The 23,892-nt window shown below is 31.1% G+C and carries 21 protein-coding genes; 14 read left to right on the forward strand and 7 right to left on the reverse strand.

The annotated features are described in order from the left end of the window. Positions 1 to 18: 18 nt before the first annotated feature. The 3 genes from gldK to topA all read right to left on the reverse strand — a co-directional run bounded on the left by gldK (position 19) and on the right by topA (position 5,182). Positions 19 to 1,380: a gliding motility lipoprotein GldK gene (gene gldK / locus BLT88_RS12515; protein WP_036783082.1), complete on the reverse strand. Its 1,362-nt coding sequence runs from the start codon at positions 1,378 to 1,380 to the stop codon at positions 19 to 21. 105 nt (positions 1,381 to 1,485) lie between these two features. Continuing rightward, positions 1,486 to 2,646, reverse strand: a complete 1,161-nt coding sequence (locus BLT88_RS12520; RefSeq protein ID WP_091955144.1) for a formimidoylglutamase — start codon at positions 2,644 to 2,646, stop codon at positions 1,486 to 1,488. 37 nt (positions 2,647 to 2,683) lie between these two features. After that, complete coding sequence (gene topA, locus BLT88_RS12525) at positions 2,684 to 5,182, reverse strand: type I DNA topoisomerase (RefSeq protein ID WP_091955145.1); 2,499 nt, start codon at positions 5,180 to 5,182, stop codon at positions 2,684 to 2,686. A 201-nt stretch (positions 5,183 to 5,383) separates the two neighbouring features. On the opposite strand from topA, the gene miaB reads away from it, so the two are divergent. The 7 genes from miaB (at position 5,384) to groL (ending at position 12,047) form a co-directional block, all read left to right on the forward strand. Further along, entirely contained in the window at positions 5,384 to 6,838 is a 1,455-nt protein-coding gene (gene miaB, locus BLT88_RS12530; RefSeq protein ID WP_091955148.1) for a tRNA (N6-isopentenyl adenosine(37)-C2)-methylthiotransferase MiaB, read from the forward strand. Between the two features lie 102 nt (positions 6,839 to 6,940). Further along, entirely contained in the window at positions 6,941 to 8,164 is a 1,224-nt protein-coding gene (locus BLT88_RS12535; RefSeq protein ID WP_036783073.1) for a sigma 54-interacting transcriptional regulator, read from the forward strand. Positions 8,165 to 8,285: 121 nt separating this feature from the next. Next, positions 8,286 to 8,789: an LptE family protein gene (locus tag BLT88_RS12540; RefSeq protein WP_091955149.1), complete on the forward strand. Its 504-nt coding sequence runs from the start codon at positions 8,286 to 8,288 to the stop codon at positions 8,787 to 8,789. Then, positions 8,783 to 9,535: a hypothetical protein gene (locus BLT88_RS12545; protein WP_091955151.1), complete on the forward strand. Its 753-nt coding sequence runs from the start codon at positions 8,783 to 8,785 to the stop codon at positions 9,533 to 9,535. Before BLT88_RS12540 ends, BLT88_RS12545 begins: the two co-directional genes overlap by 7 nt. After that, positions 9,532 to 9,864, forward strand: coding sequence for a preprotein translocase subunit SecG (secG, locus tag BLT88_RS12550; protein ID WP_036783064.1), 333 nt, complete (start codon positions 9,532 to 9,534; stop codon positions 9,862 to 9,864). The genes BLT88_RS12545 and secG overlap by 4 nt, the downstream gene beginning before the upstream one ends. A gap of 166 nt (positions 9,865 to 10,030) precedes the next feature. Continuing rightward, a complete protein-coding gene (groES, locus tag BLT88_RS12555) occupies positions 10,031 to 10,306 on the forward strand; it encodes a co-chaperone GroES (protein ID WP_036783061.1) in 276 nt (91 codons plus the stop codon). A gap of 106 nt (positions 10,307 to 10,412) precedes the next feature. Beyond that, positions 10,413 to 12,047: a chaperonin GroEL gene (gene groL, locus BLT88_RS12560; RefSeq protein ID WP_091955152.1), complete on the forward strand. Its 1,635-nt coding sequence runs from the start codon at positions 10,413 to 10,415 to the stop codon at positions 12,045 to 12,047. Between the two features lie 92 nt (positions 12,048 to 12,139). Here the strand turns inward: groL and BLT88_RS12565 are convergent, their stop codons facing one another. From BLT88_RS12565 to BLT88_RS12580, 4 genes are all read right to left on the reverse strand, one after another. Continuing rightward, positions 12,140 to 12,793 (reverse strand): hypothetical protein, encoded by a 654-nt coding sequence (locus BLT88_RS12565; RefSeq protein WP_157691225.1) that lies wholly within the window; start codon positions 12,791 to 12,793, stop codon positions 12,140 to 12,142. Between the two features lie 90 nt (positions 12,794 to 12,883). Further along, entirely contained in the window at positions 12,884 to 13,282 is a 399-nt protein-coding gene (locus BLT88_RS12570) for a heavy-metal-associated domain-containing protein (RefSeq protein ID WP_036783054.1), read from the reverse strand. 43 nt (positions 13,283 to 13,325) lie between these two features. After that, positions 13,326 to 15,566, reverse strand: a complete 2,241-nt coding sequence (locus tag BLT88_RS12575; RefSeq protein WP_091955156.1) for a carboxypeptidase-like regulatory domain-containing protein — start codon at positions 15,564 to 15,566, stop codon at positions 13,326 to 13,328. Between the two features lie 71 nt (positions 15,567 to 15,637). Then, positions 15,638 to 16,042, reverse strand: a complete 405-nt coding sequence (locus tag BLT88_RS12580; RefSeq protein WP_036783048.1) for a hypothetical protein — start codon at positions 16,040 to 16,042, stop codon at positions 15,638 to 15,640. Positions 16,043 to 16,105: 63 nt separating this feature from the next. Here BLT88_RS12580 and BLT88_RS12585 point away from each other — a divergent pair, with 63 nt between their 5' ends. The 7 genes from BLT88_RS12585 (at position 16,106) to rodA (ending at position 23,770) form a co-directional block, all read left to right on the forward strand. Continuing rightward, positions 16,106 to 16,555, forward strand: coding sequence for a GAF domain-containing protein (locus BLT88_RS12585; protein WP_036783045.1), 450 nt, complete (start codon positions 16,106 to 16,108; stop codon positions 16,553 to 16,555). A 95-nt stretch (positions 16,556 to 16,650) separates the two neighbouring features. Next, a complete protein-coding gene (gene purH, locus BLT88_RS12590; RefSeq protein WP_091955159.1) occupies positions 16,651 to 18,177 on the forward strand; it encodes a bifunctional phosphoribosylaminoimidazolecarboxamide formyltransferase/IMP cyclohydrolase in 1,527 nt (508 codons plus the stop codon). A gap of 74 nt (positions 18,178 to 18,251) precedes the next feature. Next, positions 18,252 to 19,280 (forward strand): rod shape-determining protein, encoded by a 1,029-nt coding sequence (locus tag BLT88_RS12595; protein ID WP_036783039.1) that lies wholly within the window; start codon positions 18,252 to 18,254, stop codon positions 19,278 to 19,280. Between the two features lie 19 nt (positions 19,281 to 19,299). Continuing rightward, positions 19,300 to 20,124 carry a rod shape-determining protein MreC gene (gene mreC, locus BLT88_RS12600; RefSeq protein WP_091955160.1) on the forward strand — a complete coding sequence of 275 codons (825 nt, stop codon included), beginning with the start codon at positions 19,300 to 19,302 and terminating at the stop codon, positions 20,122 to 20,124. A 10-nt stretch (positions 20,125 to 20,134) separates the two neighbouring features. After that, complete coding sequence (mreD, locus tag BLT88_RS12605; protein ID WP_231960118.1) at positions 20,135 to 20,620, forward strand: rod shape-determining protein MreD; 486 nt, start codon at positions 20,135 to 20,137, stop codon at positions 20,618 to 20,620. Further along, positions 20,620 to 22,509 carry a penicillin-binding protein 2 gene (mrdA, locus tag BLT88_RS12610; RefSeq protein ID WP_091955165.1) on the forward strand — a complete coding sequence of 630 codons (1,890 nt, stop codon included), beginning with the start codon at positions 20,620 to 20,622 and terminating at the stop codon, positions 22,507 to 22,509. The genes mreD and mrdA overlap by 1 nt, the downstream gene beginning before the upstream one ends. After that, the gene (rodA, locus tag BLT88_RS12615; protein ID WP_036783027.1) at positions 22,490 to 23,770 is read left to right on the forward strand and encodes a rod shape-determining protein RodA; all 1,281 of its coding nucleotides are present in this window, start codon (positions 22,490 to 22,492) and stop codon (positions 23,768 to 23,770) included. The genes mrdA and rodA overlap by 20 nt, the downstream gene beginning before the upstream one ends. Positions 23,771 to 23,892: the final 122 nt, after the last annotated feature.

The raw sequence follows: 23,892 nt of genomic DNA on the forward strand, positions 1-23,892 counted from the left end.
TGTTGTTTTTATTTTAACTTATTTATTTGAAGTCCCCAAGTAGTTTTGAACCGTTCTAAAACCAATGTAACTTCTTGCTGTGTCTGCATATTCATAATCTCTAGAAGCCACTTCTAGATAATATGCTACATCTTTCCAAGATCCTCCTCTAATAATTTTTCTCTTGTTTTTTCTATCTTCTACATTAGGGTTCATTGTTGAGGCCATATAGTAAGATGATAAATTATACGCCGTATTTGTCCATTCAGAAACATTCCCAGCCATATTATACAAACCGTAATCATTCGCATTAAATGACTTTGCTTCCATAGTATATAAAGCTCCGTCTACAGAATAATTACCCCTTACAGGTTTAAAGTTCGCCAAGAAACACCCTCTATCACTCGTTGCGCTCCCTGTCCCCCAAGGATAGGTAGCAAATTCTAACCCCCCTCTTGCCGCATACTCCCATTCTGCTTCTGTAGGTAATCTAAAATCTGGCACTTTTGTTGTATTTTTTCTTCCTCTTAAATAATCATTTTTCTTTTTGGTCCTCCAATTACAGAAAGCATTTGCTTGGCCCCAAGAAACACCCACTACTGGATAATCTCCATAAGATTGATGATAAAAATAATCTTGATGCATTGGATCATTATAAGAATAATTAAAATCTTTTACCCAAACAGTTGTATCAGGATAAATATTTAAAACTTCAGATTCAACAAAATCTTTTCTTTTACCACCTTTTCTAGCAGCATTATCTCTATCAAACCACGAATATTTATAGTTTAATAATTTTGTTTTAAAAGTTCTTAGACCGTCTACAGCGTCCTCTTTGCTTATGTATACAGAATCCATCACTTCAACATAATCTACATCAGGAAAATCTTCTTTTTTCCAAATAAGTTCTTCATCCCAATTTAAAGGTTGAATTGTATCAAAGCTATAGTAATTGTCATACATGTACTTTTGATAAGCAGATGCATCTGCCGTATCTGCCGCCTTAAATGCGTAATTTTGAATACCTCCTGAAGGTCCATCACCGTTGGCATCTGGCGTTGCGCCTAAAGCGGCAAATTCTGCTTGAACTGCTAGTTTAGTTCTTACCACTGAATCTCTTACCCACCTTACAAACTCTTTGTACTCATTATTGGTTACTTCAGTTTCATCCATATAGTAAGGCCGAACAGTAACTGTCTTTGTTGGAGTATTTAAAGTACCTAAAATATCTTGATCTTGCTTCCCCATTGTAAAAGAGCCTCCCGGAATTTTAGCCATTCCGTAAGGTTTTTCTGAAAACCATTTTTTCTTAGATTTCACACCTACTAATTCTCCTCTATCATTAGAACCACAACTGTAAAAAACGGTTATTAAAAGTGCAAATATTGCTGCTTTCTTCATATTATATTTTGTCTTTACTAAAAGTTCGTAAACCTATTATTTTTTTTGCTAAAATACAATCTTGAAACCACATTTTAACGTATTGTTTTTTATTATATGATCACACTACAACATCTTTCTCATTGCTTTATACCATCTTTCAGGTATAATTTGCTTTGTAGCTTCTGTGTAATCTTTGAATGTACATGGTATTAACGCATGCCTTTTATATTTATTATCTGATAAAATATTTATCTCTATCCACCAACGTCCAGTTTTGTTGCTTTTGTAAAAAATTAGTGGGTCATCGTTTTCCATTAAAACCGTAAACTTTTGATAATTTTCTTTTCCAGAAAAAGGATAGTCTTTTACCCTGAAATTAACACCTTCAATAAAATACCAAATCATCTGAGCGATTAAATTAGCCGTTTGATGATTGTTATCGTATTTAGAATTGTACTCATAAATTCCGAAAGAAGTAACTTTATCACTAATTCCTGCATACCTAGAGATAGCACAAATTTCTTCACCGTAAAAACCATTCGGAGAAGCGTTATTGTTTGCAGGAGCTTCACTTTGTCTTATCGCGCCAATATCTATAGATACAATATCAGCATTCCTAAAAGCAGGTTCGATATTTTCTAATTCTTTTGCCTTTCCAAGTCTATAAGAGTCAAAAAATAAATTATCTAACAATTCAATTTCTTCTTGGGCATTGAAATACGTTTGATAACCAACATTACTGTAATTAAACAAGTTACTTGGTTCTTGCATAATTACTTTACTTAAATAAGATTGTGATGTTAAATCATCCTCTAAATTACCCAAATCAAAACGACTATCTACGGCAGTAATATTAACAGTTTGCTCTAAAGAATCATAAGCTCTATAATTCACATAGGTAATATCTTGACCTCCACCAATTATAATTGGTATGATATTTTTTTTTAATAAGTATGTTATTAATTCAGAAACCGCAAAATAAGTATCCGTAACAGAATTTCCTTTTGGGACATTTCCTAGGTCTGCAATTTCTGTTTGCCAATTTCCCGGAAATAATTGGTATAATTTGTTTCGAATAAACTGCAAGTCTTCTCCACAACCAAAATTATTTTCTGAGTTTCTGTCTTCTTCAACCCCAAAAATGGCTAGTTGTACATTCTTTAAATCAGGAAAACCTTCTTGCTTAGAATGAATTCTAATTTTCTTACCCAAACACGAAAATGACTGCGTTACTAGATGCGCTAAAACAGCTTCTTTTACAGGGGATAAAAAATGTTGGTTCATCAATTTTTTTTAATAGATGCTGCAATATATAAAATACTTACTTCTTTTTTGTTGTTTTTTTAGCAGGTGTTTTTCTTTTTGCTACTTTTTTCTTTGGAGTTTTAGCCTCAATCATTTTAATAGCCTCAGCCTTAGAAAGTTTTTCTATTTTTGTTGTTTTCGGTAACTCTATTTTGATTTTTCCTTTTAAAACATTAAACCTACCCCACCTTGCTTTTTCTACACGAATACCAACATCTTCCCAATTATGAATAACTTTATCTATTTCTTTCTGTTTTTTAACTTCAATTAACTCAATAATATCGTCATCAGACAGCGCATCAAAATCGTACTTTTTACTTACGTTAATAAATATAGAATTCCATTTTATGAAGGGTCCAAAACGTCCAACGCCTTTTTGCACAGGTAATTCTTCATAAAAATAAATTGGTGCATCTGCTTTTTGTTTTGCCACAATTAATTCTTCAGCCCTTGGCAAATCAACCTCCATTGGGTTTTCTCCTTTCTCTAGAGAAACAAACATAGCTCCAAACCTAATATAGGGTCCAAAACGTCCGTTAGAGACAATTACTTCTTCACCTTCATAAGTTCCTAAAGTCTTTGGAAGCAAAAATAATTCTAATGCTTCTTCCATAGAAATTGTTCCTAAATTCTGATCTTTGTTTAGACTTGCAAATTGCTTTTCTTCGTCTTCCGGTGCACCAATTTGCGCAATTGGCCCAAATTTACCTAAACGCACTAAAACGGTTTTTCCAGATTCTGGGTGTTTTCCTAAAATACGCTCTCCACTTTCTCTCTCAGCATTTTCTTTAACGTCTTCTACATTATCATGGAATTTGGTATAAAAACCCTTAATCATTTCTATCCAATCTTCATCCCCTTCTGAAATATCATCAAAAGAAGATTCTACTTTCGCAGTAAACCCGAAATCTAAAATATTAGAAAAATTTGCTACTAAAAAGTCATTTACAATATTCCCAATATCTGTAGGAATTAATTTGTTTTTATTTGAACCTGTTTTTTCTGTCAAAGTTTGACTCTTAACAGTTCCGGCAGATAAAATCATCTGCTCATAATTTCTTTCTATGCCTTCATTATCACCTTTTTCAACATAACCTCTTCTTTGAACAGTAGAAATTGTTGGCGCATACGTAGAAGGTCTTCCAATACCTAACTCTTCCAATTGTTTTACTAAAGATGCTTCTGTAAAACGGTAAGGCGGACTCGTAAATCTTTGTGTTGCATTTATAAAAGTATACTCTAAATTTTCACCAACTTTTAACGTTGGCAGCATTCCCGCTTGTTCTTCATCTTCATTATCATTTCCTTCTAAGTATACCTTTAAGAAACCTTCAAACTTTATCATTTCACCATTTGCAGTGAAAATTTTAGAGTTTTCAGAATTCTCAATTTTCATATTAGTTCTCTCTAACAAAGCATCACTCATTTGAGAAGCTAACGTTCTTTTCCAAATTAAATCATACAATCTATTTTGGTCATATTCAGTATCTATGGTATGCATTTTCATATTCGTAGGACGAATTGCCTCATGCGCTTCTTGGGCACCTTTAGACTTCGTCTTAAAAACACGCTGTTTACTGTACTCTTTACCGTAATAATTAGTAATTTCTTCTTCAGCAGCATTTCTTGCATCCACAGATAAATTTAAACTATCTGTTCTCATATAGGTAATTAAACCCGCTTCGTATAAACGTTGTGCAACTTGCATTGTTTTTGCAACAGGAAAACCTAATTTTCTAGATGCTTCTTGCTGTAACGTTGAAGTTGTAAATGGCGCTGCTGGTGATTTCTTTGCTGGTTTTTTAGTTAAATCTGCTATTGAAAAGTCAGCATTTGAACATGATTTCAAGAAATTTTCAGCATCTTTTTTAGATTCAAAATTCTTTGGAATCGTTGCTTTAAAAGTTTTTCCTTCTTTATTAGAAAATTCTGCAACTACTTTGTAATGAGTTTCGGATGAAAATTCTTGAATACTTCTTTCTTTTTCCACAATTAAACGAACAGCAACAGATTGGACTCTTCCTGCAGATAACCCCCCTTTTACTTTACGCCATAAAACTGGTGATAGTTCATACCCAACAAGTCTGTCTAAAACTCTACGAGCCTGCTGTGCATTTACCATATTGTAGTCTATCTCCCTTGGATTATCGACTGCTTTTAGAATAGCTTTCTTCGTTATTTCGTGAAAAACAATTCGTTTTGTATTTTCATTTTTTAAATCTAATTGCTCCTTTAAATGCCAAGCAATAGCCTCTCCTTCTCGATCTTCATCACTGGCTAACCAAACGGTATCTGCTTTTTTTGCTAAATCTTTAAGCTTTTTTACAACTGGTTTTTTATCATCAGAAATTATATATTTTGGGCTAAAATCTCCTTCTACATCTATTCCTAATTCTTTGGATGGTAAGTCCGCAATATGACCATAACTCGATTCTACTTGAAAATCTTTTCCAAGAAATTTTTCGATGGTTTTTGCTTTTGCTGGTGACTCTACAATTACTAAATTCTTTGCCATTTATCTTTATTTTATAGCTGAAACGCTCTAAAAACGCATTAATTTCGATTGCAAAAGTAGACAGTTTTTTGTAAAAAAAAATTATTTTGTCAATATATAGCAAACAATTAACAGAATTATGAATTTATTTTTTCTGCCAATTTGTCACAAAAATTCAAATTTGGTTGTATCTTTGCTCCGCTTTAACTACTTAATTGATAGATGGAAAACGTAGAAAAAATTATAGACGAAAAAATACAAGGAAAGGCACTTGTAACCGAAAATAAAAAACAAAACACTAAGAAACTATTTATAGAAAGCTATGGCTGCCAGATGAATATGAATGATAGTGAAATTGTCGCTGCTATTTTAGACAAAGAAGGCTACAACACAACTCAAATTCTTGAAGAAGCAGATTTAGTTTTAGTTAATACTTGCTCAATTAGGGAAAAAGCAGAAACCACAGTTCGCAAAAGATTACAAAAATATAATGCTGTAAAAAAAATAAACAAAAATATGAAGGTGGGCGTTTTAGGCTGTATGGCTGAACGTTTAAAAGAAAAGTTTTTAGAGGAAGAAAAAATAGTTGACTTAGTTATTGGCCCAGATGCATACAAGGATTTACCAAACTTACTATCAGAAGTGTATGAAGGCAGAGATGCTGTAAATGTAATTCTATCTAAAGAAGAAACGTACGGAGATATTTCTCCTGTAAGACTAAATTCTAACGGAGTTACAGCATTTGTTTCTATTACAAGAGGTTGTGACAATATGTGTACTTTTTGTGTGGTTCCATTTACGCGCGGTCGTGAAAGAAGTAGAGATCCAAAAAGTATTTTAGAAGAAATTAAATCAATGGTGGATCAAAACTATAAAGAAATTACTCTTTTAGGTCAGAATGTGGATAGCTTTTTATGGTTTGGCGGTGGATTGAAAAAAGATTTTAAGAAAGCAACTGAAATGGCACAAGCAACTGCAGTTGATTTTGCACAATTATTAGACATGTGTGCTACTAAATTCCCAAAAACACGTTTTCGTTTTTCTACTTCCAATCCTCAAGACATGAGTTTAGATGTAATTTACACGATGGCAAAACACAAAAACATTTGCAAATACCTTCACTTACCTGTTCAGAGCGGAAGTAACGCTATGTTAAAGGCAATGAACAGACAACATACCCGTGAAGAATACAAAACTTTGGTTGACAATATTTTTAAAATTATTCCAGAAATGTCTTTATCACAGGATATGATTGTTGGTTTCTGTGGAGAAACTGAAGAGGACCATAAAGACACTTTAGAATTAATGGAATATGTTAAGTATGACTTCGGTTTTATGTTTGCTTATTCGGAAAGACCAGGAACTTTAGCTGGTAATAAAATGGATGATAATGTACCTCATGTTGTAAAAAAACGTCGTTTACAAGAAATAATCGACTTACAGCAAGAACATGCTTTATATAGAACACAACAACATTTAGGAAAAACAGAAGAGTTTTTAATTGAAGGAACTTCAAAGAAAAACCCAAATGAGTGGAAAGGAAGAAACACACAAAACACTGTTGCAGTTTTTGAAAAAGGAAACTATAAACTCGGTGATTTTGTGATGGTAAAAGTAGAAGATTGCACATCTGCAACCTTAAAAGGAACTGCTATTGGATATTCTGACAATAATTAAAGTCCATATCTAACTCTTCTCAAAAGAAAGAAAGCTGTTGTGACTTAAAAAAAAATAAACCAAGAATGTTTTCCTCTTTCAGGAAACTAAAAGGGGCTAATTATGGAAAACTTACAAGTATTAAAACAACGTTTTGGAATCATCGGAAACGACATTCACCTCAACAGAGCTTTAGAAAAGGCTGTACGAGTTGCTCCGACTGATATTTCTGTATTGGTTACTGGTGAAAGTGGTGTTGGTAAAGAGAATATCCCTAAAATAATACACTCTCTATCACATAGAAAACATGCAAAATATATTGCTGTAAACTGTGGCGCAATTCCTGAAGGAACGATTGATAGTGAATTGTTTGGACACGAAAAAGGCTCTTTTACCGGCGCAATTCAAGACCGAAAGGGATATTTTGAAGTTGCTGATGGAGGAACTATTTTTTTAGATGAAGTTGGTGAATTGCCTTTAACCACACAAGTACGTTTGTTGCGTGTTTTGGAAAATGGTGAATTCATAAAAGTAGGTTCATCGAAAGTGTTAAAAACAGATGTGAGAATTGTAGCAGCTACTAATATGCATATGCAGTCCGCGATTCAAAAAGAAAAATTTAGAGAAGATTTATATTACCGATTAAGCACTGTAGAAATCCATTTACCTCCCCTAAGAGAGCGTAATGATGATATCCATTTACTGTTTAGAAAATTTGCTTCAGATTTTGCTCAAAAATACAGAATGCCTTCTATTAGATTGGATGAAAATGCTATTAGTATTTTGCTCAACTATCGTTTTCCTGGAAATATTCGACAGTTAAAAAATTTAGCCGAACAAATCTCTGTAATTGAAGAAGAAAGAATGGTTACTGCTTCTAAACTTCAGCAATACTTGCCTAATAACCATGGTAACTTGCCAGCCATTATTGACGGTAAAAAAGAAAATGATTTTTCAACTGAACGTGATATTATGTATAAAATCTTATTTGATATGCGTAATGATATCAACGATTTAAAGAAATTGACCTTAGACCTAATAAAGAATGGAAATGTAGAGGAAGTTCAAGAAGAACATCATCAATTAATTGAAAAGATGTATGAAAACAAGGACACACCGAATAACAATGTTGAAGTATTAAATATTCCTCAAAATTCACCTGCAGAAAAAGATTATGATTTTATTGAGACTATTGAAGAAGATGAATCTTTATCTTTACAAGAGAAAGAGATAGAAATGATTAAAAAATCTTTAGAAAAAAATAGCAATAAACGTAAATTAGCAGCTAAAGAATTGGGTATTTCTGAAAGAACTTTATATAGAAAAATTAAACAATACGATTTATAGAAAGAAAATGAAAACTTTGGAAATAAAAAATATTAGAAAAGGTTCAGGTTACTAACATCTTCTTATTTTTTGAAAGTTAATTATCTTTACCTCCCATTTCAATGAAAAATACATATTAATAATGAATTTGAAGAAAATTATTTTATCATTACTAATAACTCTAACCTTAATTAGTTGCGGGGCATACTCTTTTACAGGAGGAAATACAGGAGATGCAAAAACCATTCAAATCGATTTTTTCCCAAATCAAGCACCTTTAGTAGAACCTGTTTTAACACAACGTTTTACTAATGATTTGCAGGATTTATTTACACGTCAAACAAATTTAACCCTTACAAACTCTAACGGTGACTTACATTTTAGTGGAGAAATTACGGGCTACAGAGTTACACCTATGAGTGGAACATCAGCTCAAACGGCAGCTCAAAACAGATTAACTGTTACCATAAATGTTCGTTTTATAAATAAATTAGAAGAAAAGGATGACTTTGAAAAATCATTTTCTTTTTACTCAGACTTTGAGGCGAATTCTCAACTTACAGGAAGTGTTTTAGAAAATGCTTTAGATGAAATTGTAGAACGTATTACACAAGATGTATTTAATGCTTCTGTTGCAAAATGGTAGATTCTAAAAAGAAAGATTTAATTGAAAAGATACATTCTATTGAGCAACTAGAAACTGCTGAATTAAAAACTGTTATTGATACGTTTCCTTATTTTCAATATGCAAGAGCTTGGTATTTAAAAGGATTAAAAAATCAAGATAGTTTTAAATATAATAATGAATTAAAACTAACAGCAGCATTTACAACAGACAGAACTGTATTATTTGATTACATAACGTCAAAAAAGTTTAATACTCAAAAAGAAGACATTCACCAACAAATAAAAGAAATAACCTCTCGGGAAAAACCACACAAAACATCAATAAAAGAAATAACTAAACAAATTTCAAAACCAACCGCAAAAAATGAAGAAAAACTAGAAATTGGAAAGCCTATTTCTTTTACTAATTCAGAAAATTATTCTTTTAATCAATGGCTACAACTATCTACTAAAAAACCTATTACAAGAAAAAAAGATTTAAAAAATGAATCACAAAAAAAAGTTGAACTCATAGAGAAGTTTATTCAAAAAAATCCAAAAATACAACCTATTTCAAAAGACAGAAATATTTCTATTCTTACCACGCAAGAGAAACAAGATTCTTCTTTAATGACAGAAACTTTGGCTAAAGTTTATTTAGAGCAAAATAAATATGAAAACGCAATACAAGCTTACAGAATTTTAAGTTTGAAATATCCAGAAAAAAGTGGTTTCTTTGCAAACCAAATTAAAAGAATACAAATTTTACAAAATTATAAATCATGAGTTATACAGCCTTTTTAATACTAATTCTAGTTGTAGCTATTGCTTTAATCCTAATAGTGATGGTACAAAACCCTAAAGGTGGAGGATTATCCTCTTCTTTTGGAGGCGGTGGAGCACAATCTTTAGGAGGTGTGCAAAACACAAATAATTTCTTAGACAGAACAACTTGGACATTGGCAATTGCAATGTTTGCTTTAATTTTATTAGCAAATTTCGCAATCCCGAGAGCAGGTGATAATAATGTTAATTTAAATAATACTTTAGAAGGAATTGAAACAACTACGCCAGTAGAAAACACAGTTCCTACTTCAAATGACAGTATTAAGTAATCTTATCTATAAAATATAAAAATGCCAACGAAAATGACACGTTGGCATTTTTTTTTGCATAATTTTTGGCAATAAAATCAATCAAGGAAAAATTGTCAGTTATAATTTGTTGGCATAATTTCTGACCATAGTAAAAAATAATTTAATCAATCAAAAATCATAAAAAATGGGATTAAACATTAAACCTTTAGCAGATAGAGTTCTTGTGGAGCCTATGCCTGCAGAAACAAAAACAGCATCTGGATTAATTATACCAGACAACGCAAAAGAAAAGCCTCAAAAAGGAACTGTTGTTGCGATAGGAAATGGTAAAGTTGATGAGCCTTTAACTGTAAAAATTGGCGATACTGTTTTATATGGTAAATATGGTGGAACTGATTTAAAATTAGAAGGTGTAGATTATTTAATGATGCGAGAATCTGATATTTTAGCAATCATCTAAATAGCTATTCGCTTTTAGTCTGAGCGAAATTATATTTTAAAATTAATAATAAAATATTTTAGCTAAACACAAGTTGTCAGAAGCTAAAAATTAAAAATTAAAAACAATGGCAAAAGATATAAAATTTGATATTGAAGCAAGAGACGGATTAAAACGAGGAGTCGATGCTTTAGCGAATGCAGTAAAAGTAACATTAGGACCTAAAGGAAGAAACGTAATTATTTCTAAATCTTTTGGTGCACCAACAGTAACAAAAGATGGAGTTTCGGTTGCAAAAGAAGTTGAGTTAGAAAACGAGCTTGAAAACATGGGGGCGCAAATGGTAAAAGAAGTTGCTTCTAAAACAAATGATTTAGCTGGTGATGGAACAACAACTGCAACTATACTTGCACAAGCAATTGTAAAAGAAGGATTAAAAAATGTTGCTGCCGGTGCAAATCCTATGGATTTAAAGCGTGGTATTGACAAAGCAGTTTTAGCAATTGTTTTAGACTTGGAAAAACAAGCTAAAAAAGTTGGTAATTCATCAGAAAAAATAAAACAAGTTGCTGCTATCTCTGCAAATAATGATAACACTATTGGCGAACTAATCGCTACTGCTTTTACCAAAGTAGGTAAAGAAGGTGTTATTACAGTAGAAGAAGCTAAAGGAATGGAAACTTATGTAGATGTTGTTGAAGGAATGCAATTTGATAGAGGTTATTTATCTCCTTATTTTGTTACTGATGCAGATAAAATGATTGCTGATTTAGAAAACCCATATATCTTATTATTTGATAAAAAGATTTCTAATTTACAAGAGATTCTTCCAATTTTAGAACCTGTTTCGCAATCTGGAAGACCTTTATTAATTATCGCTGAAGATGTAGATGGACAAGCATTAGCAACTTTAGTCGTAAATAAATTACGTGGTGGATTAAAAATTGCTGCTGTTAAAGCCCCTGGTTTTGGAGACAGAAGAAAAGCAATGTTAGAGGATATAGCTATTTTAACTGGAGGAACTGTTATTTCTGAGGAAAGAGGATTTTCATTAGAAAACGCAACCTTAGATCTTTTAGGAACGGCAGAAACTATCACCGTTGATAAAGACAATACAACAATTGTAAATGGTTCTGGAAATGCTGATAATATTCAAGTACGAGTTAGTCAAATTAAAGCTCAAATAGAAACTACCACTTCCGATTATGACAAAGAAAAACTACAAGAACGTTTAGCTAAATTAGCTGGAGGAGTTGCAGTTTTATATGTTGGTGCTGCTTCTGAAGTAGAAATGAAAGAAAAGAAATATAGAGTTGATGATGCTTTAAATGCAACCAGAGCGGCTGTTGAAGAAGGTATTGTTGCTGGTGGTGGTGTTGCTTTAGTGCGTGCTAAAAAAGTATTAGAAAAAATTATTACTGAAAACTTAGACGAAACCACAGGTGTTCAAATTATTAATAAAGCTATCGAAGCTCCATTAAGAACTATTATTGAAAATGCTGGAGGCGAGGGATCGGTAGTCTTAAATAAAGTTTTAGAAGGCAAAAAAGACTTTGGTTACGATGCAAAATCTGACAAATATGTAGATATGTTAGAGGTTGGAATTATAGACCCTAAAAAAGTAACACGTGTTGCACTAGAAAATGCTGCTTCTGTTGCCGGTATGATTTTAACTACTGAATGTGCTTTAGTTAATATTAAAGAAGAATCTGCTGCTGGTGGAATGCCTCCAATGGGTGGTGGAATGCCAGGAATGATGTAATGGTGAAATTAATATTGATAACTGTTTGTTCTCTTTGTGTGAACTGATAGCAATGTAAAAAAATCCGTTGGAATTAATTTCTAACGGATTTTTTATTGATATTCTGTTTTAAAATTATCGTAGAAATAAGTTGCTCTGACATAGGTTTTATCACCATTATCATTTAGTCTATAACTTTTTCTACTTTGATTAAAAATAAAATCAGTAGTTGTATCGAATGTAATATTTTCCACAAAACTAGTATGGTCTTGAAGTATCACTTTATTCGCAATCATTTGGAAAGTTTTTACATCAAAATAATAAAACCATTTATCTGATTTTTCTGTATCATTTGCATACGCAACTTTGATTTCATAAACTTTTTTATTTTCTAAATTGGCAATCCCTAAATAGGTTAGTTTTGTTTTTTCTTTTAAAAAATTAAAGGGTTGGCTAATTACATAAAGAGCAGCGTTAAAACTATTTTTAGATTTATATAATTCTTCTGGATTCGTAATCAAAGAATCATTTACAAATTTTACAACTTCCTCTTTTTCATAGAATATTGAGTTCTTTTTATACGCTGATTCCCAAGTTATTTTTCCTTTTAAATCTGGATAGAACCTAAATTCTTGATGTTGTTTTATAACAGACTCTATTGAACCGTCTTTTAAAAACAAAGAGACCTTTTTATCAAAACTTAATGTTTTGAGAGAATTCCAATTTTTGAGACCCCCATGTTTCTCGATTGAATTCGCTACAATCATTTCAGCAGAAAGTTGCTTTTTTTGACAATTCACAAAAACAAAAACAGTAAAAAGACAAACAATCAGTGTTTTCAGACGGAAATTGATCATTTATTCAGTTTTCTTTTTCTGTTTTTTGATACTCCCTTCATGATCTAATATAATTTCTTCATCTCTGTATTTACAACAGGGATGCACAGAACTATATGCTTCTTCACTAGCCACAAACCCTTTAGAATCATGGCCTACCGCAGCAATATTTTTTTGAATTTTTTTCACATCCGTTTTGCGTTCATCCAAGATTACACTTAATTGATGCGTTTTTACACTCCAAATTGCAAATTTTACTCCTTTAGATTTTAAAGCTGCAGTTTCAATTCTCTTTTTACACATTCCACAAATACCATCAACCTCAAAAGAAACTTTAGCATTTTTTTTCTTTTTCACTTCTTGTGATTGCCCTGAGAAACCAATCATTAGAAAACTAAATATGAATATTATATTTTTCATTCTATTATTATTTTTAATGCTTTACTTAAAATTACTGTATCCATTACTCTATTTTAAATCTTAAACCCGCATAGAATGTACGGCCAAAAATAGGTGCATATACAATTGTAGTATCGAAATTTGAACCAAAAGGATCATCACTTGCTAAAATAGGATTTTTTTGCTGAACATTCGACAAGTTTTCTCCCCCTAGATACAATTCAAACCTATTTGAAAACACTCTTGTAATTTGTGAGTTCAACAATTGATAAGAGTCAGTAGATTCAGGTAATTGGTATTGAACGGGGTTTATTGATGTATTAGGTAAACGTTGTTTCCCTATAATATTAAATGTCGCATCAAATCGCCATTGTTTCTCATTCTCCAATTCAGTTTCGTAAGATAGATTTGCGAAAAATCTATTTTGAGGTTGCATAGGTTTTTGCAAATTACCACGTCTGTAATCCGTGGTAATATCAAAATATTTGTAGGCTGTTCTTAAATTGAAGTTTTTAGCTAAATTATAACTTGCCTCAACTTGAAAACTATTTGCAATACTTCTTCCATCTAAATCATAAAATGCTATTTCCTGCGGATTTTCCCAATCTACAATTACTTGATTTTGAAAATTGGTCTGATAAAAATCAAATGTAATATCTCCTTTTTTTCCAAATAAATTGAACTTTTGCATGTAAGAAACTCCATAATTCCAAGCAATTTCAGGATTTAATCCATAGATATTTCCACCAACATCATCAATATTTATTTGTCTTGAACTTGCAAATAATTGCTGATTTTCCGCAAAAATATTCGCACTTCGTTTCCCTCTTCCTACAGATGCTCTAAACACACCTTTTTCCCAAGGAACATATCTTACATGCAAACGAGGTGTTAAAAAGATCCCCAATAAATTATGCGTGTCAATTCGTAAGCCTCCAGTAACACTAAAGTTGTCTAAATTATCAAAAGCATATTCAAAAAATGCGCCTAAAGAATTTTCATTTCTATTGAAGTTTGATGTGTTTACCAATTCATCAAATTTATCATACGTAAAAGACAAACCTGTTTTAAATTTGTTTCTAGTATCCCCAATAATAGAGTTAAAAATCAAGTTAGAATATACACTCTGATGCTGAATATCATAGGCATTCAAACCAAAATAAGAATCTTGTTGATGATTGCTATACGCCATTTGAAAACCAATACTTTGAAAAGGTAATTCAGGAAAAACATACCCTAATTTTGCAGATGTATCAAAACGCCTTGTATCTATCTCACTCCCCCAATTATTCGCAGTTCCTTTATCTATTAACGGATTAAATTCAATCTCTCCCGTTTGTTTCTCATCATTTAAAAAACGAACATTTATAAAACTAACCCAACCTTTTTCTGCATCTGTAAATTGCCACCTATTCATTACATTAATTTGGTTCGCTAAGGGCATATCGATAAAGTTATCATCGTTTTTATCAAATTTTTGCCCTCTATAGTTTCCATGAATGTATAAACCTGTCTGCCATTTCTTAGAAACTCTTTGGTTAAAGTGCGTATTCAATTCCAATCTTCCGTTTAGAGAAGAATAGGTATTTAAAAAGAATTTATTATCAGAAAAAGGTTTTACCAATTCTGCGTTTATTTGTCCAGAAATACTTTCAAATCCATTCACTACAGAACCTGCGCCTTTACTAATTTGAATACTTTCGACCCAAGTACCTGGTGTAAATGTCATCCCAAAAACTTGACTCGCTCCTCTTACCGAAGGAATATTTTCTTGCGTAATTAATAAATATGGACTTGTTAAACCTAACATCTGAATTTGTCTAGTTCCAGTTAAAGCATCCGAAAAACTGACATCTATCGAAGGGTTTGTTTCAAAACTTTCGGCCAAGTTGCAGCAAGCAGCTTTTAATAATTCCTCGCTATTCACTGTAAACATATTTACCGTTGAAAATGTAGATTTTTGAACTGCATTTCTTTTACTCTTTATTGTAATTTCTTCTAACTCACTTTGGGGTGTTATAAAATGATGAAGTGGCTCTAAATTTCTAATTGTAACAGTATCTGTTTTATACCCTAAATAACTAATCACTAATTTTTTATATTCAGTTTTATAAGAAATTGCAAACCAACCTTTTGCATTCGTTACTGCTCCCACATTTGTATTTAACCAATGAACGCTTGCTCCGTCTACTCCTAAATTAGCTTTTGAGTTATTCCTATCCATAATCATACCTCTAAAGGTCACTTGAGAAAAGAGTATGCATGGTATAAATAGTATTAAACTATTTAAAATATATTTTTTCATTTGGTATTGATTTTAATTAATAACAAGACTTTTAATCACTTTGAAGAGTGATATTTAAATGTTAATAAAAATCAGATTAAAAATGTTTGATAAGATACCTGATGATTTTCATAAATCTCTGGAGGAGGAAAGTCTTTTAAAACTATTTTTTCTGATTGAGATTCAGAAAAATTATCTTTGTGAGAAAACAGAAAAGTTGTTAAGAATTGTTGATTTTTAAAAGAAATTTCATCAAAATTAGTTAATTTAAGTTCGTCTTGACCTTCAATTTTTTGAACTTCATCTTTGCAACAATTTTTCTTCTTGATTTTTGATGTTGTGTCCATTTTCATTCCACAACATTCGGTTTCACCAGTAAAAGAAACTTCAATTAAAAAATCTCCACAATAATGAGAATCCACCGTAAAAGAAAAAGTAGAGATTAGCACCAAAAATGCCAATAAAAAAGATGATATTTTAACTAGAAATTCTTTCATTTAATAACCACAAAATTACAATAAGATATTCTAACTTTGTGTTAAATATTTTATTTCAATCTTATGCTCATGAATTCGCAAAGAAAAATAGATTCCATTATGGCTAAGACCTCGTCTAAAGAAGAAAAACTACAAGGTATTTGTGATTTTTTGGAAAGTGAGGTTTCATATTATGATTGGGTTGGTTTTTATTTTAAAAACGGAAATAAAAACGAATTAAAATTAGCACAATTTACTGGAGAAGAAACAGAACACACCATTATCCCTTTTGGAAAAGGAATTTGTGGGCAAGTTGCTCTTAGCAATGAAAATTTTGTAGTTCAAGATGTTTCTCAACAAGACAATTATATTTCTTGTGGCTGGAAGGTGAAATCAGAAATTGTTATTCCTATTTTTGTAGATGGAGAAAATATTGGCCAAATTGATATTGATTCTCATACAGCAAATACATTTACAAAAGAAGATGAACAGCTTTTAGAATATGTTTGTAAAAAGGTAGCTGCTATTTTGTAAACTATTGTTAATTACTCTGCTTATTTGTTACTATCTTTTTATTGTGATTCTTTCGATGTTTATGTAGTTTTGTGTGCTTAACAACACAACAAAAAATGAGCACTTCAAAAACAATTAAATCGGCATTAATTTCTGTATTCAACAAAGATGGCTTAGCACCTATTGTACAAAAATTAAATGAGCTAAATGTAACTATTTATTCAACTGGTGGAACTGAAAAATTTATAAAAGAATTAGGTATAAATGTAGTTCCTGTAGAAGAGATAACGTCTTATCCTTCAATTTTAGGAGGAAGAGTAAAAACATTACATCCAAAAGTTTTCGGAGGAATTTTAAACAGACAAGATCATCAAGGAGATGTTGCTGAAATGCAGGAATATAACATTCCTCAATTAGATTTAGTTATTGTTGATTTATATCCTTTTGAAAAGACAGTTGCCTCTGGAGCTCCTGAAAAGGACATTGTAGAGAAAATTGACATTGGAGGGATTTCCTTAATTAGAGCCTCTGCAAAGAATTTCAAAGACACTTTTACTGTTTCTTCTATGGATCAGTATGAAGAGTTTTTGTCAATTCTCTCCGAAAATAAAGGAGAAACATCTATTGAGCAGAGAAAGAAATTTGCTGCAAAATCTTTCAATATTTCTTCACATTATGATACTGCAATCTTCAATTATTTTAATGAAGATGAAGTTGTTTTTAAAGCAAGTCAACAAAATTCTAAAACATTACGTTATGGAGAAAACCCTCATCAAAAAGGATATTTCTTTGGAGATTTAGACGCAATATTTGATCAAGTACATGGGAAAGAGTTAAGTTATAATAATTTACTAGATGTAGATGCAGCCGTAAACTTAATGGACGAGTTTAAAGATGAAGCTCCATCTTTTGCAATTTTAAAACATAATAACGCTTGTGGTTTTGCGCAAAGAGAAAATATGAAACAAGCATATGTAGATGCTTTAGCTGGAGATCCTGTTTCTGCTTTTGGTGGTGTATTAATTGCCAACTCAGAAATTGATGCCGAAACTGCAAAAGAAATTCACAAATTATTTTGTGAAGTTGTTATTGCACCTAGTTATTCTGATGAAGCTTTACCTATCCTCAAAGGAAAAAAGAATAGAATTATTTTAATTCAGAAAGAAGTTGAATTACCAAATCAAATTGTAAGAACCTCTTTAAATGGATTATTGGTCCAAGACAAAGATAATATTACAGATAAATTAACGGATTTGAGTTATGCAACTAACAATAAACCAACTGAAAGTGAATTAGGAGACTTACTATTTGCCTCTAAACTATGTAAAAACACAAAATCTAATACAATTGTTTTGGTGAAAAATAAACAATTATTAGCAAGTGGAGCGGGACAAACAAGCAGAGTTGATGCATTAAACCAAGCCATTGAAAAAGCTATTAATTTTGGTTTCGATTTAAATGGTGCTGCAATGGCTAGTGATGCCTTTTTCCCTTTTCCCGATTGTGTAGAAATTGCAGATAAGGCTGGTATTAAAAGTGTAATTCAACCTGGAGGATCTATCAAAGATCAATTAAGTATAGACTATTGTAATGACAATAAATTATCTATGGTTATGACTGGAACAAGACATTTTAAACATTAATTAATTTAATCTTAATTACAGATTAAATTTACTAAATTTGTGAGAGTAGTTTAAACCAACAAGAAAAATATTTTATGGGTTTTTTTGATTTTATGACTGAAGATATTGCGATCGATTTAGGGACTGCAAATACATTAATAATTCACAATGGAAAAGTGGTTATTGATAGCCCTTCTATTGTTGCTAGAAACAGAATTACAGGTAAAATTATTGCCATCGGTCAAGAAGCAAATTTAATGCAAGGAAAAACTCATGAAAATATTAAAACAATCCGTCCATTAAAAGACGGAGTTATTGCAGATTTTCAGGCATCAGAAGAAATGATTAAGGAGTTTGTAAAGCAAATTCCATCCATTAAAAAGAAATTATTTCCACCAGCATTAAGAATGGTTATTTGTATTCCATCAGGAATTACAGAAGTTGAAAAACGAGCTGTTAGAGATTCTGCAAAGCACATGAATGCTAAAGAGATTTATTTAATTTATGAGCCAATGGCTGCTGCAATTGGTGTTGGTATTGATATTATGGAACCAAAAGGAAACATGATTATTGATATAGGTGGTGGAACAACAGAAATTGCTGTAATTGCTTTAGGTGGTATTGTTTGTGATCAATCTGTAAAAGTTGCTGGAGATTTATTTACTAATGACATTATGTATTACATGCGCACTCAACACAATTTACATGTCGGTGAAACAACTGCAGAAAGAATTAAAATTACAATTGGTGCTGCTACTGAAGATTTAGATACACCTCCAGATGAAATGCTAGTTCAGGGTAGAGATTTATTAAGCGGTAAGCCAAAACAGGTGCAAGTTTCTTATCGCGAAATTGCCAAAGCCTTAGATAAATCTATCTTACGAATTGAAGATGCCGTTATGGAAACATTATCCAAAACCCCGCCAGAATTAGCCGCAGACATTTACAATACAGGAATTTATTTAGCCGGTGGTGGATCTATGTTAAGAGGCTTAGACAAACGTCTATCTCGTAAAACTGATTTACCCGTATATGTTACTGAAGACCCTTTAAGGGCTGTTGTTCGTGGTACAGGAGTGGCTTTAAAAGAACTAAACAAATATAAAAACGTACTAATGAATTAGTTTTTTTGAAGTTCTAACAATGCAACAACTTATCTATTTTTTTCAGAAGTTTAAGTATTTTCTGTTTTTTTTATTGTTAGAATTTATTGCGTTATTATTTATATTTAATAATCTTAATTTCCATAAAAGCAAATTTGTAAATTCTGCAAATGCTATAACAGGAGGTTTGTATTCACAAACTAAAAACATCTCAGAATATTGGAGTTTAAAGCCTAAAAACAAACTTCTCGCTCAAGAAAATGCAAGATTAAAAAATCTATTAGAGAAAACCGTTTCTATAAATTTAATAAAAGATTCCACCATAATAGATTCTATAAGATATCAGCAAAAATTTACATTTACTACAGCCAAAATAATAAACAATAATTACTCTAAAACATTTAATTTCTTAACCCTTAACAAGGGCAAAAACTCGGGGATTAAAAGAGAGATGGCCGTTATTAATAGTAAAGGTATTATTGGTATTACTGACAATAGTTCTAGTCGTTATTCAAGAGTTCAATCTATTCTAAATAGAAACAGTAAAATTAATGCACGCTTAAAAAACAGCAATTATTTTGGTACTTTAAGTTGGAACGGAAAAGATTATAACATTGTTCAACTTTCTGATTTGCCAAGACAGGCACCTTTAAAAATTGGAGACACCATTGAAACTGGCGGAAAATCAACTATTTTTCCTGAAGGGATTTTTATTGGCACTATTTCAAAAATTGATGAAGGAAATTCAGCAGATAATAAAGTAGATGTTGCTCTCTTTAATGATATGAGTAATTTGGAATATGTATATGTTATTAAAAATTATCATAAAGAAGAAATTAAATCATTAGAAGAACAAAATGAATAAACCATTGAATATGGTAACGTTATTTATATTCCTGCTTTTTTTGCAGGTTTTTGTGCTGAATAATATTTTGTTTTTAGATTCTATAAACCCATATTTATACATAGTTTTTGTATTTCTATATCCGCTAAAAACGAATAGAATTCCTTTTCTTTTTTATAGTTTTTTGTTAGGCCTTTTAGTTGATTTTTTTTCTGACTCCGGCGGAATTCATGCTTTTTCAATTTTATATATAGCCTATATTCGTTTATTTTTCATTAGAATTTATTTCAGAAAAGTAGCAACAGACTTTGCTTTTTTTAAATTAAAATCAGAATCTTTTGGAAAAGTTTTCAACTACGTTGTAACTTTAACAGTAATCCACCATCTTATCTACTTTACTTTTGCTAATTTTAGTTTTCAAAATTTATCTAATGTAATTTTAAACACACTTTTTTCATGTGTTTTTACGTTAACTTTATACTTTTTAGGGACCTATCTTTTTACCAAAAACGAATAATGCATAGAAGTTTTTTACTATATTTTTTAATAACCCTAATTGGCTTTGTCTTTATTGGACGCTTATTTCAGCTTCAAATTATAAAAAGCGAAACCTACGACCCCATCCATAATGCAGCTGTAAAAATAGAATACGACTATCCAGAACGCGGTTATATTTATGACAGAAATGGAAAGCTATTGGTCGCAAACCAACTTTCATATGATGTTATGGTGCAGCCAAATCAAGTAAAATTATTAGATACTATAGAGTTTTGTAATCTCTTAAAAATAAATAGAACAGAATTTTTAAAAAGATATAAAAAAGCAGAAAAGTTCGCATCTTATTTACCATCTGTTTTTTTAAAACAACTAGCAAAAGAAGATTTTGCTTTCCTTCAAGAAAAGATGCACAAATACACAGGTTTTTATATTCAGAAAAGAATTATTAGAGATTACCCCATAAAAGCTGCTGCAAACGTTCTAGGTTATATTGGAGAAGTAAATGAAGAAAAAACCAAGAAAAATGACTACTATCAACCAGGAGAATTAGAGGGTAAAGATGGTGTAGAAAAACAATATGAAGACGTATTAAGAGGTAAGAAAGGGAAAAAATATTCACACAAAAATCGTTTTAACCGAGTTACAGGCTCTTACAAAAACGGAATTTATGACACCCTTTCTGAAAATGGAAAAGATTTAATACTAACCTTAGATATAGATCTTCAGCTCTATGCACAGCAATTAATGAAAGGAAAACGTGGAGGAATTGTAGCTATAGAACCTTATACAGGCGAAATTTTAACCTTAGCTACTGCTCCTTCATACGACCCTAACATGTTGGTAGGTAGAAAACGTTCTAAAAATTCAGTATTATTATTTAATGACAAAGTCAGCAAACCAAGTTATGACAGAGGGTTACTAGCAGCATATCCTCCTGGATCTCCTTTTAAAATGATGAATGCCTTAATTGGTCTGCAGGAAAAAGTTATCTCTGAACAATCTTTTTTTAAATGTTATGGCGGCTACAGATATGGTAATAGACCCAATGAATTTATGAAATGTCATTGTGATATTTATGATAAACCAATTAGATTAAAAACGGCCCTTGCAAGATCTTGCAATAGTTATTTTTCAAATACATATAAGAGAATTGTTGAAAAAACGAATAATCCTTCTGAAGGATTAGATAACTGGAACGAACATATAACTAGTTTTGGATTAGGAAATTATTTAGGATATGATTTACCTGCAGGTCAAAAAGGATTGATTCCTAACGGAAAATATTATGACAATCGTTATAGATATACTTGGAATGCTTCTACTAATATTTCTAATTCAATTGGTCAAGGAGAAGTTTTAACAACACCTATTCAATTAGCTAATTTTACAGCAGCTATCGCTAATAAAGGTTATTTTTATACACCACACATTGTAAAAAAAATTGATTCAAAAATAATTGATAATCCTAAATATACCGTCAAAAAACAAACTACAATTAATAAAGAATATTTTACACCCGTTATTGAGGCTATGCATGAAGTTTTTAAAACAGGTACAGGAAGATGGAGTCAAGTAAAAGGCATCGAAATTTGTGGAAAAACAGGTACTTCAGAAAACTCAATAAAAATGGTAGATGGCATTAAAATTCAAGCAGAAGATCATTCTATTTTAGTCGCATTTGCACCAAAAGACAATCCAAAAATAGCATTGGCTGTTTTTGTAGAGAACGGAGGGTATGGATCTACGATCGCAGCTCCAATAGCAAGCTTACTCGTAGAAAAATATCTAAATGGAAGTATTTCTAAAGCAAACAAATACAGAGAATTGAATATATTGAATATGAGTTTACAAGAAATTTACAACAAGCAAACACCAAAATCTCAAGAAATTGCGTCAAGAACAAAATAATATTTTTGCAGGTATTGACTGGATTTTAGTGATTATATACATTACCTTGGTAAGCTTTGGATGGCTAAATATTTTTGCTGCATCGAAAACTGAAGAAAATATTGAATTATTGAGTTTTTCAACCAAATACGGAAAACAACTTATTTTCATCATCCTGAGTATACCTTTAATTATAATTATTCTATTCTTCAATGCAAAATTCTATGAAAAGTTCGCAAGTATCTTGTACTTTATTTCCATATTCTCATTAATCTTATTATTCCCCTTTGGCAAAGAAATTAACGGTGCCAAATCTTGGTTTAACTTTGGAGTTATGGGCTTACAACCCTCAGAATTTGCAAAAGCTTTTACGGCTTTAGCCGTTGCTAAATTATTAAGTGATAGACAATACAATTTAAAGCTAATTAAAAATCAAATAAAAGCTTTTATCATTGTCTTTTTCCCTGCATTTTTAATCATTTTGCAGCCAGATGCCGGCTCAGCACTTATCTATTTATCTTTCTTTTTTGTTTTAAATAGAGAGGGGCTAACGCTTAATTATCTTTTATTTGGGATTACCGTAATTACCTTATTTATATTAACAATATTTTTTGGAGCAAGTAAAATGTTTATTTCATTTCTCATACTAATCTCATTAATTGCAACCTATTTAACCTATAAAGGCGGAAAACTATTCTTTCGATTTAATTGGCATAAAATTCTTACCCTTTACCTTTTAGTTGCATTGATTATTTTTGGAACTGGGTATACATACAATAATATCTTCAAACAACATCATAGAGATCGTTTTGAGGTTTTATTAGGCCTGAAGGTGGATAATAAAAATATTGGATACAATTCTTATCAATCAGAATTAACTATAAGCTCAGGAGGTCTATCAGGGAAAGGTTTTTTAAAAGGTGATATAACTCAAGGAGATTTTGTTCCAGAACAACACACAGATTATATTTTTAGCACGGTGGGCGAAGAATGGGGTTTTATTGGTAGTAGTTTTGTAATTATTCTCTTTATGTTACTGATGTTCAGAATTATTTATTTATCAGAAACACATTCAAATAAATTCGGAAGAATCTATGGTTATAGCTTAGCTTCTATCTTGTTCTTTCATGTTATTGTAAATATTGGTATGGTTATAGGCTTATTGCCCACAGTTGGAATCCCATTGCCGTTTTTCAGTTACGGAGGATCCTCTCTTTGGGGGTTTACAATCTTACTTTTTATATTTATTAGGTTAGATGCTCATAAAAACTACGATTGGTAATGAAAAATATTTTAGTTTTTAAAACTACTTATGAATCAATATAAATAAACCTAGAATCAATACTTTTTCTTCTAAAAACAAAAAAACTCTGAATTTTCATTCAGAGTTTTATATTTTGTATA

It is taken from the genome of Polaribacter sp. Hel1_33_78 (genome assembly GCF_900106075.1).
Classification (GTDB): Bacteria; Bacteroidota; Bacteroidia; order Flavobacteriales; family Flavobacteriaceae; genus Polaribacter.

Coding starts and splice junctions, on each gene's coding strand:
- groES (WP_036783061.1), top strand. CDS start 10,031: ATGGGATTAAACATTAAACCTTTAGCAGATAGAGTTCTTGTGGAGCCT.
- BLT88_RS12535 (WP_036783073.1), top strand. CDS start 6,941: ATGGAAAACTTACAAGTATTAAAACAACGTTTTGGAATCATCGGAAAC.
- miaB (WP_091955148.1), top strand. CDS start 5,384: ATGGAAAACGTAGAAAAAATTATAGACGAAAAAATACAAGGAAAGGCA.
- topA (WP_091955145.1), bottom strand. CDS start 5,182: ATGGCAAAGAATTTAGTAATTGTAGAGTCACCAGCAAAAGCAAAAACC.
- BLT88_RS12580 (WP_036783048.1), bottom strand. CDS start 16,042: ATGAAAGAATTTCTAGTTAAAATATCATCTTTTTTATTGGCATTTTTG.
- BLT88_RS12595 (WP_036783039.1), top strand. CDS start 18,252: ATGGGTTTTTTTGATTTTATGACTGAAGATATTGCGATCGATTTAGGG.
- groL (WP_091955152.1), top strand. CDS start 10,413: ATGGCAAAAGATATAAAATTTGATATTGAAGCAAGAGACGGATTAAAA.
- gldK (WP_036783082.1), bottom strand. CDS start 1,380: ATGAAGAAAGCAGCAATATTTGCACTTTTAATAACCGTTTTTTACAGT.
- BLT88_RS12570 (WP_036783054.1), bottom strand. CDS start 13,282: ATGAAAAATATAATATTCATATTTAGTTTTCTAATGATTGGTTTCTCA.
- BLT88_RS12585 (WP_036783045.1), top strand. CDS start 16,106: ATGCTCATGAATTCGCAAAGAAAAATAGATTCCATTATGGCTAAGACC.
- BLT88_RS12540 (WP_091955149.1), top strand. CDS start 8,286: ATGAATTTGAAGAAAATTATTTTATCATTACTAATAACTCTAACCTTA.
- BLT88_RS12565 (WP_157691225.1), bottom strand. CDS start 12,793: ATGATTGTAGCGAATTCAATCGAGAAACATGGGGGTCTCAAAAATTGG.
- BLT88_RS12545 (WP_091955151.1), top strand. CDS start 8,783: ATGGTAGATTCTAAAAAGAAAGATTTAATTGAAAAGATACATTCTATT.
- mreD (WP_231960118.1), top strand. CDS start 20,135: ATGGTAACGTTATTTATATTCCTGCTTTTTTTGCAGGTTTTTGTGCTG.
- BLT88_RS12575 (WP_091955156.1), bottom strand. CDS start 15,566: ATGAAAAAATATATTTTAAATAGTTTAATACTATTTATACCATGCATA.
- purH (WP_091955159.1), top strand. CDS start 16,651: ATGAGCACTTCAAAAACAATTAAATCGGCATTAATTTCTGTATTCAAC.
- mrdA (WP_091955165.1), top strand. CDS start 20,620: ATGCATAGAAGTTTTTTACTATATTTTTTAATAACCCTAATTGGCTTT.
- BLT88_RS12520 (WP_091955144.1), bottom strand. CDS start 2,646: ATGAACCAACATTTTTTATCCCCTGTAAAAGAAGCTGTTTTAGCGCAT.
- mreC (WP_091955160.1), top strand. CDS start 19,300: ATGCAACAACTTATCTATTTTTTTCAGAAGTTTAAGTATTTTCTGTTT.
- secG (WP_036783064.1), top strand. CDS start 9,532: ATGAGTTATACAGCCTTTTTAATACTAATTCTAGTTGTAGCTATTGCT.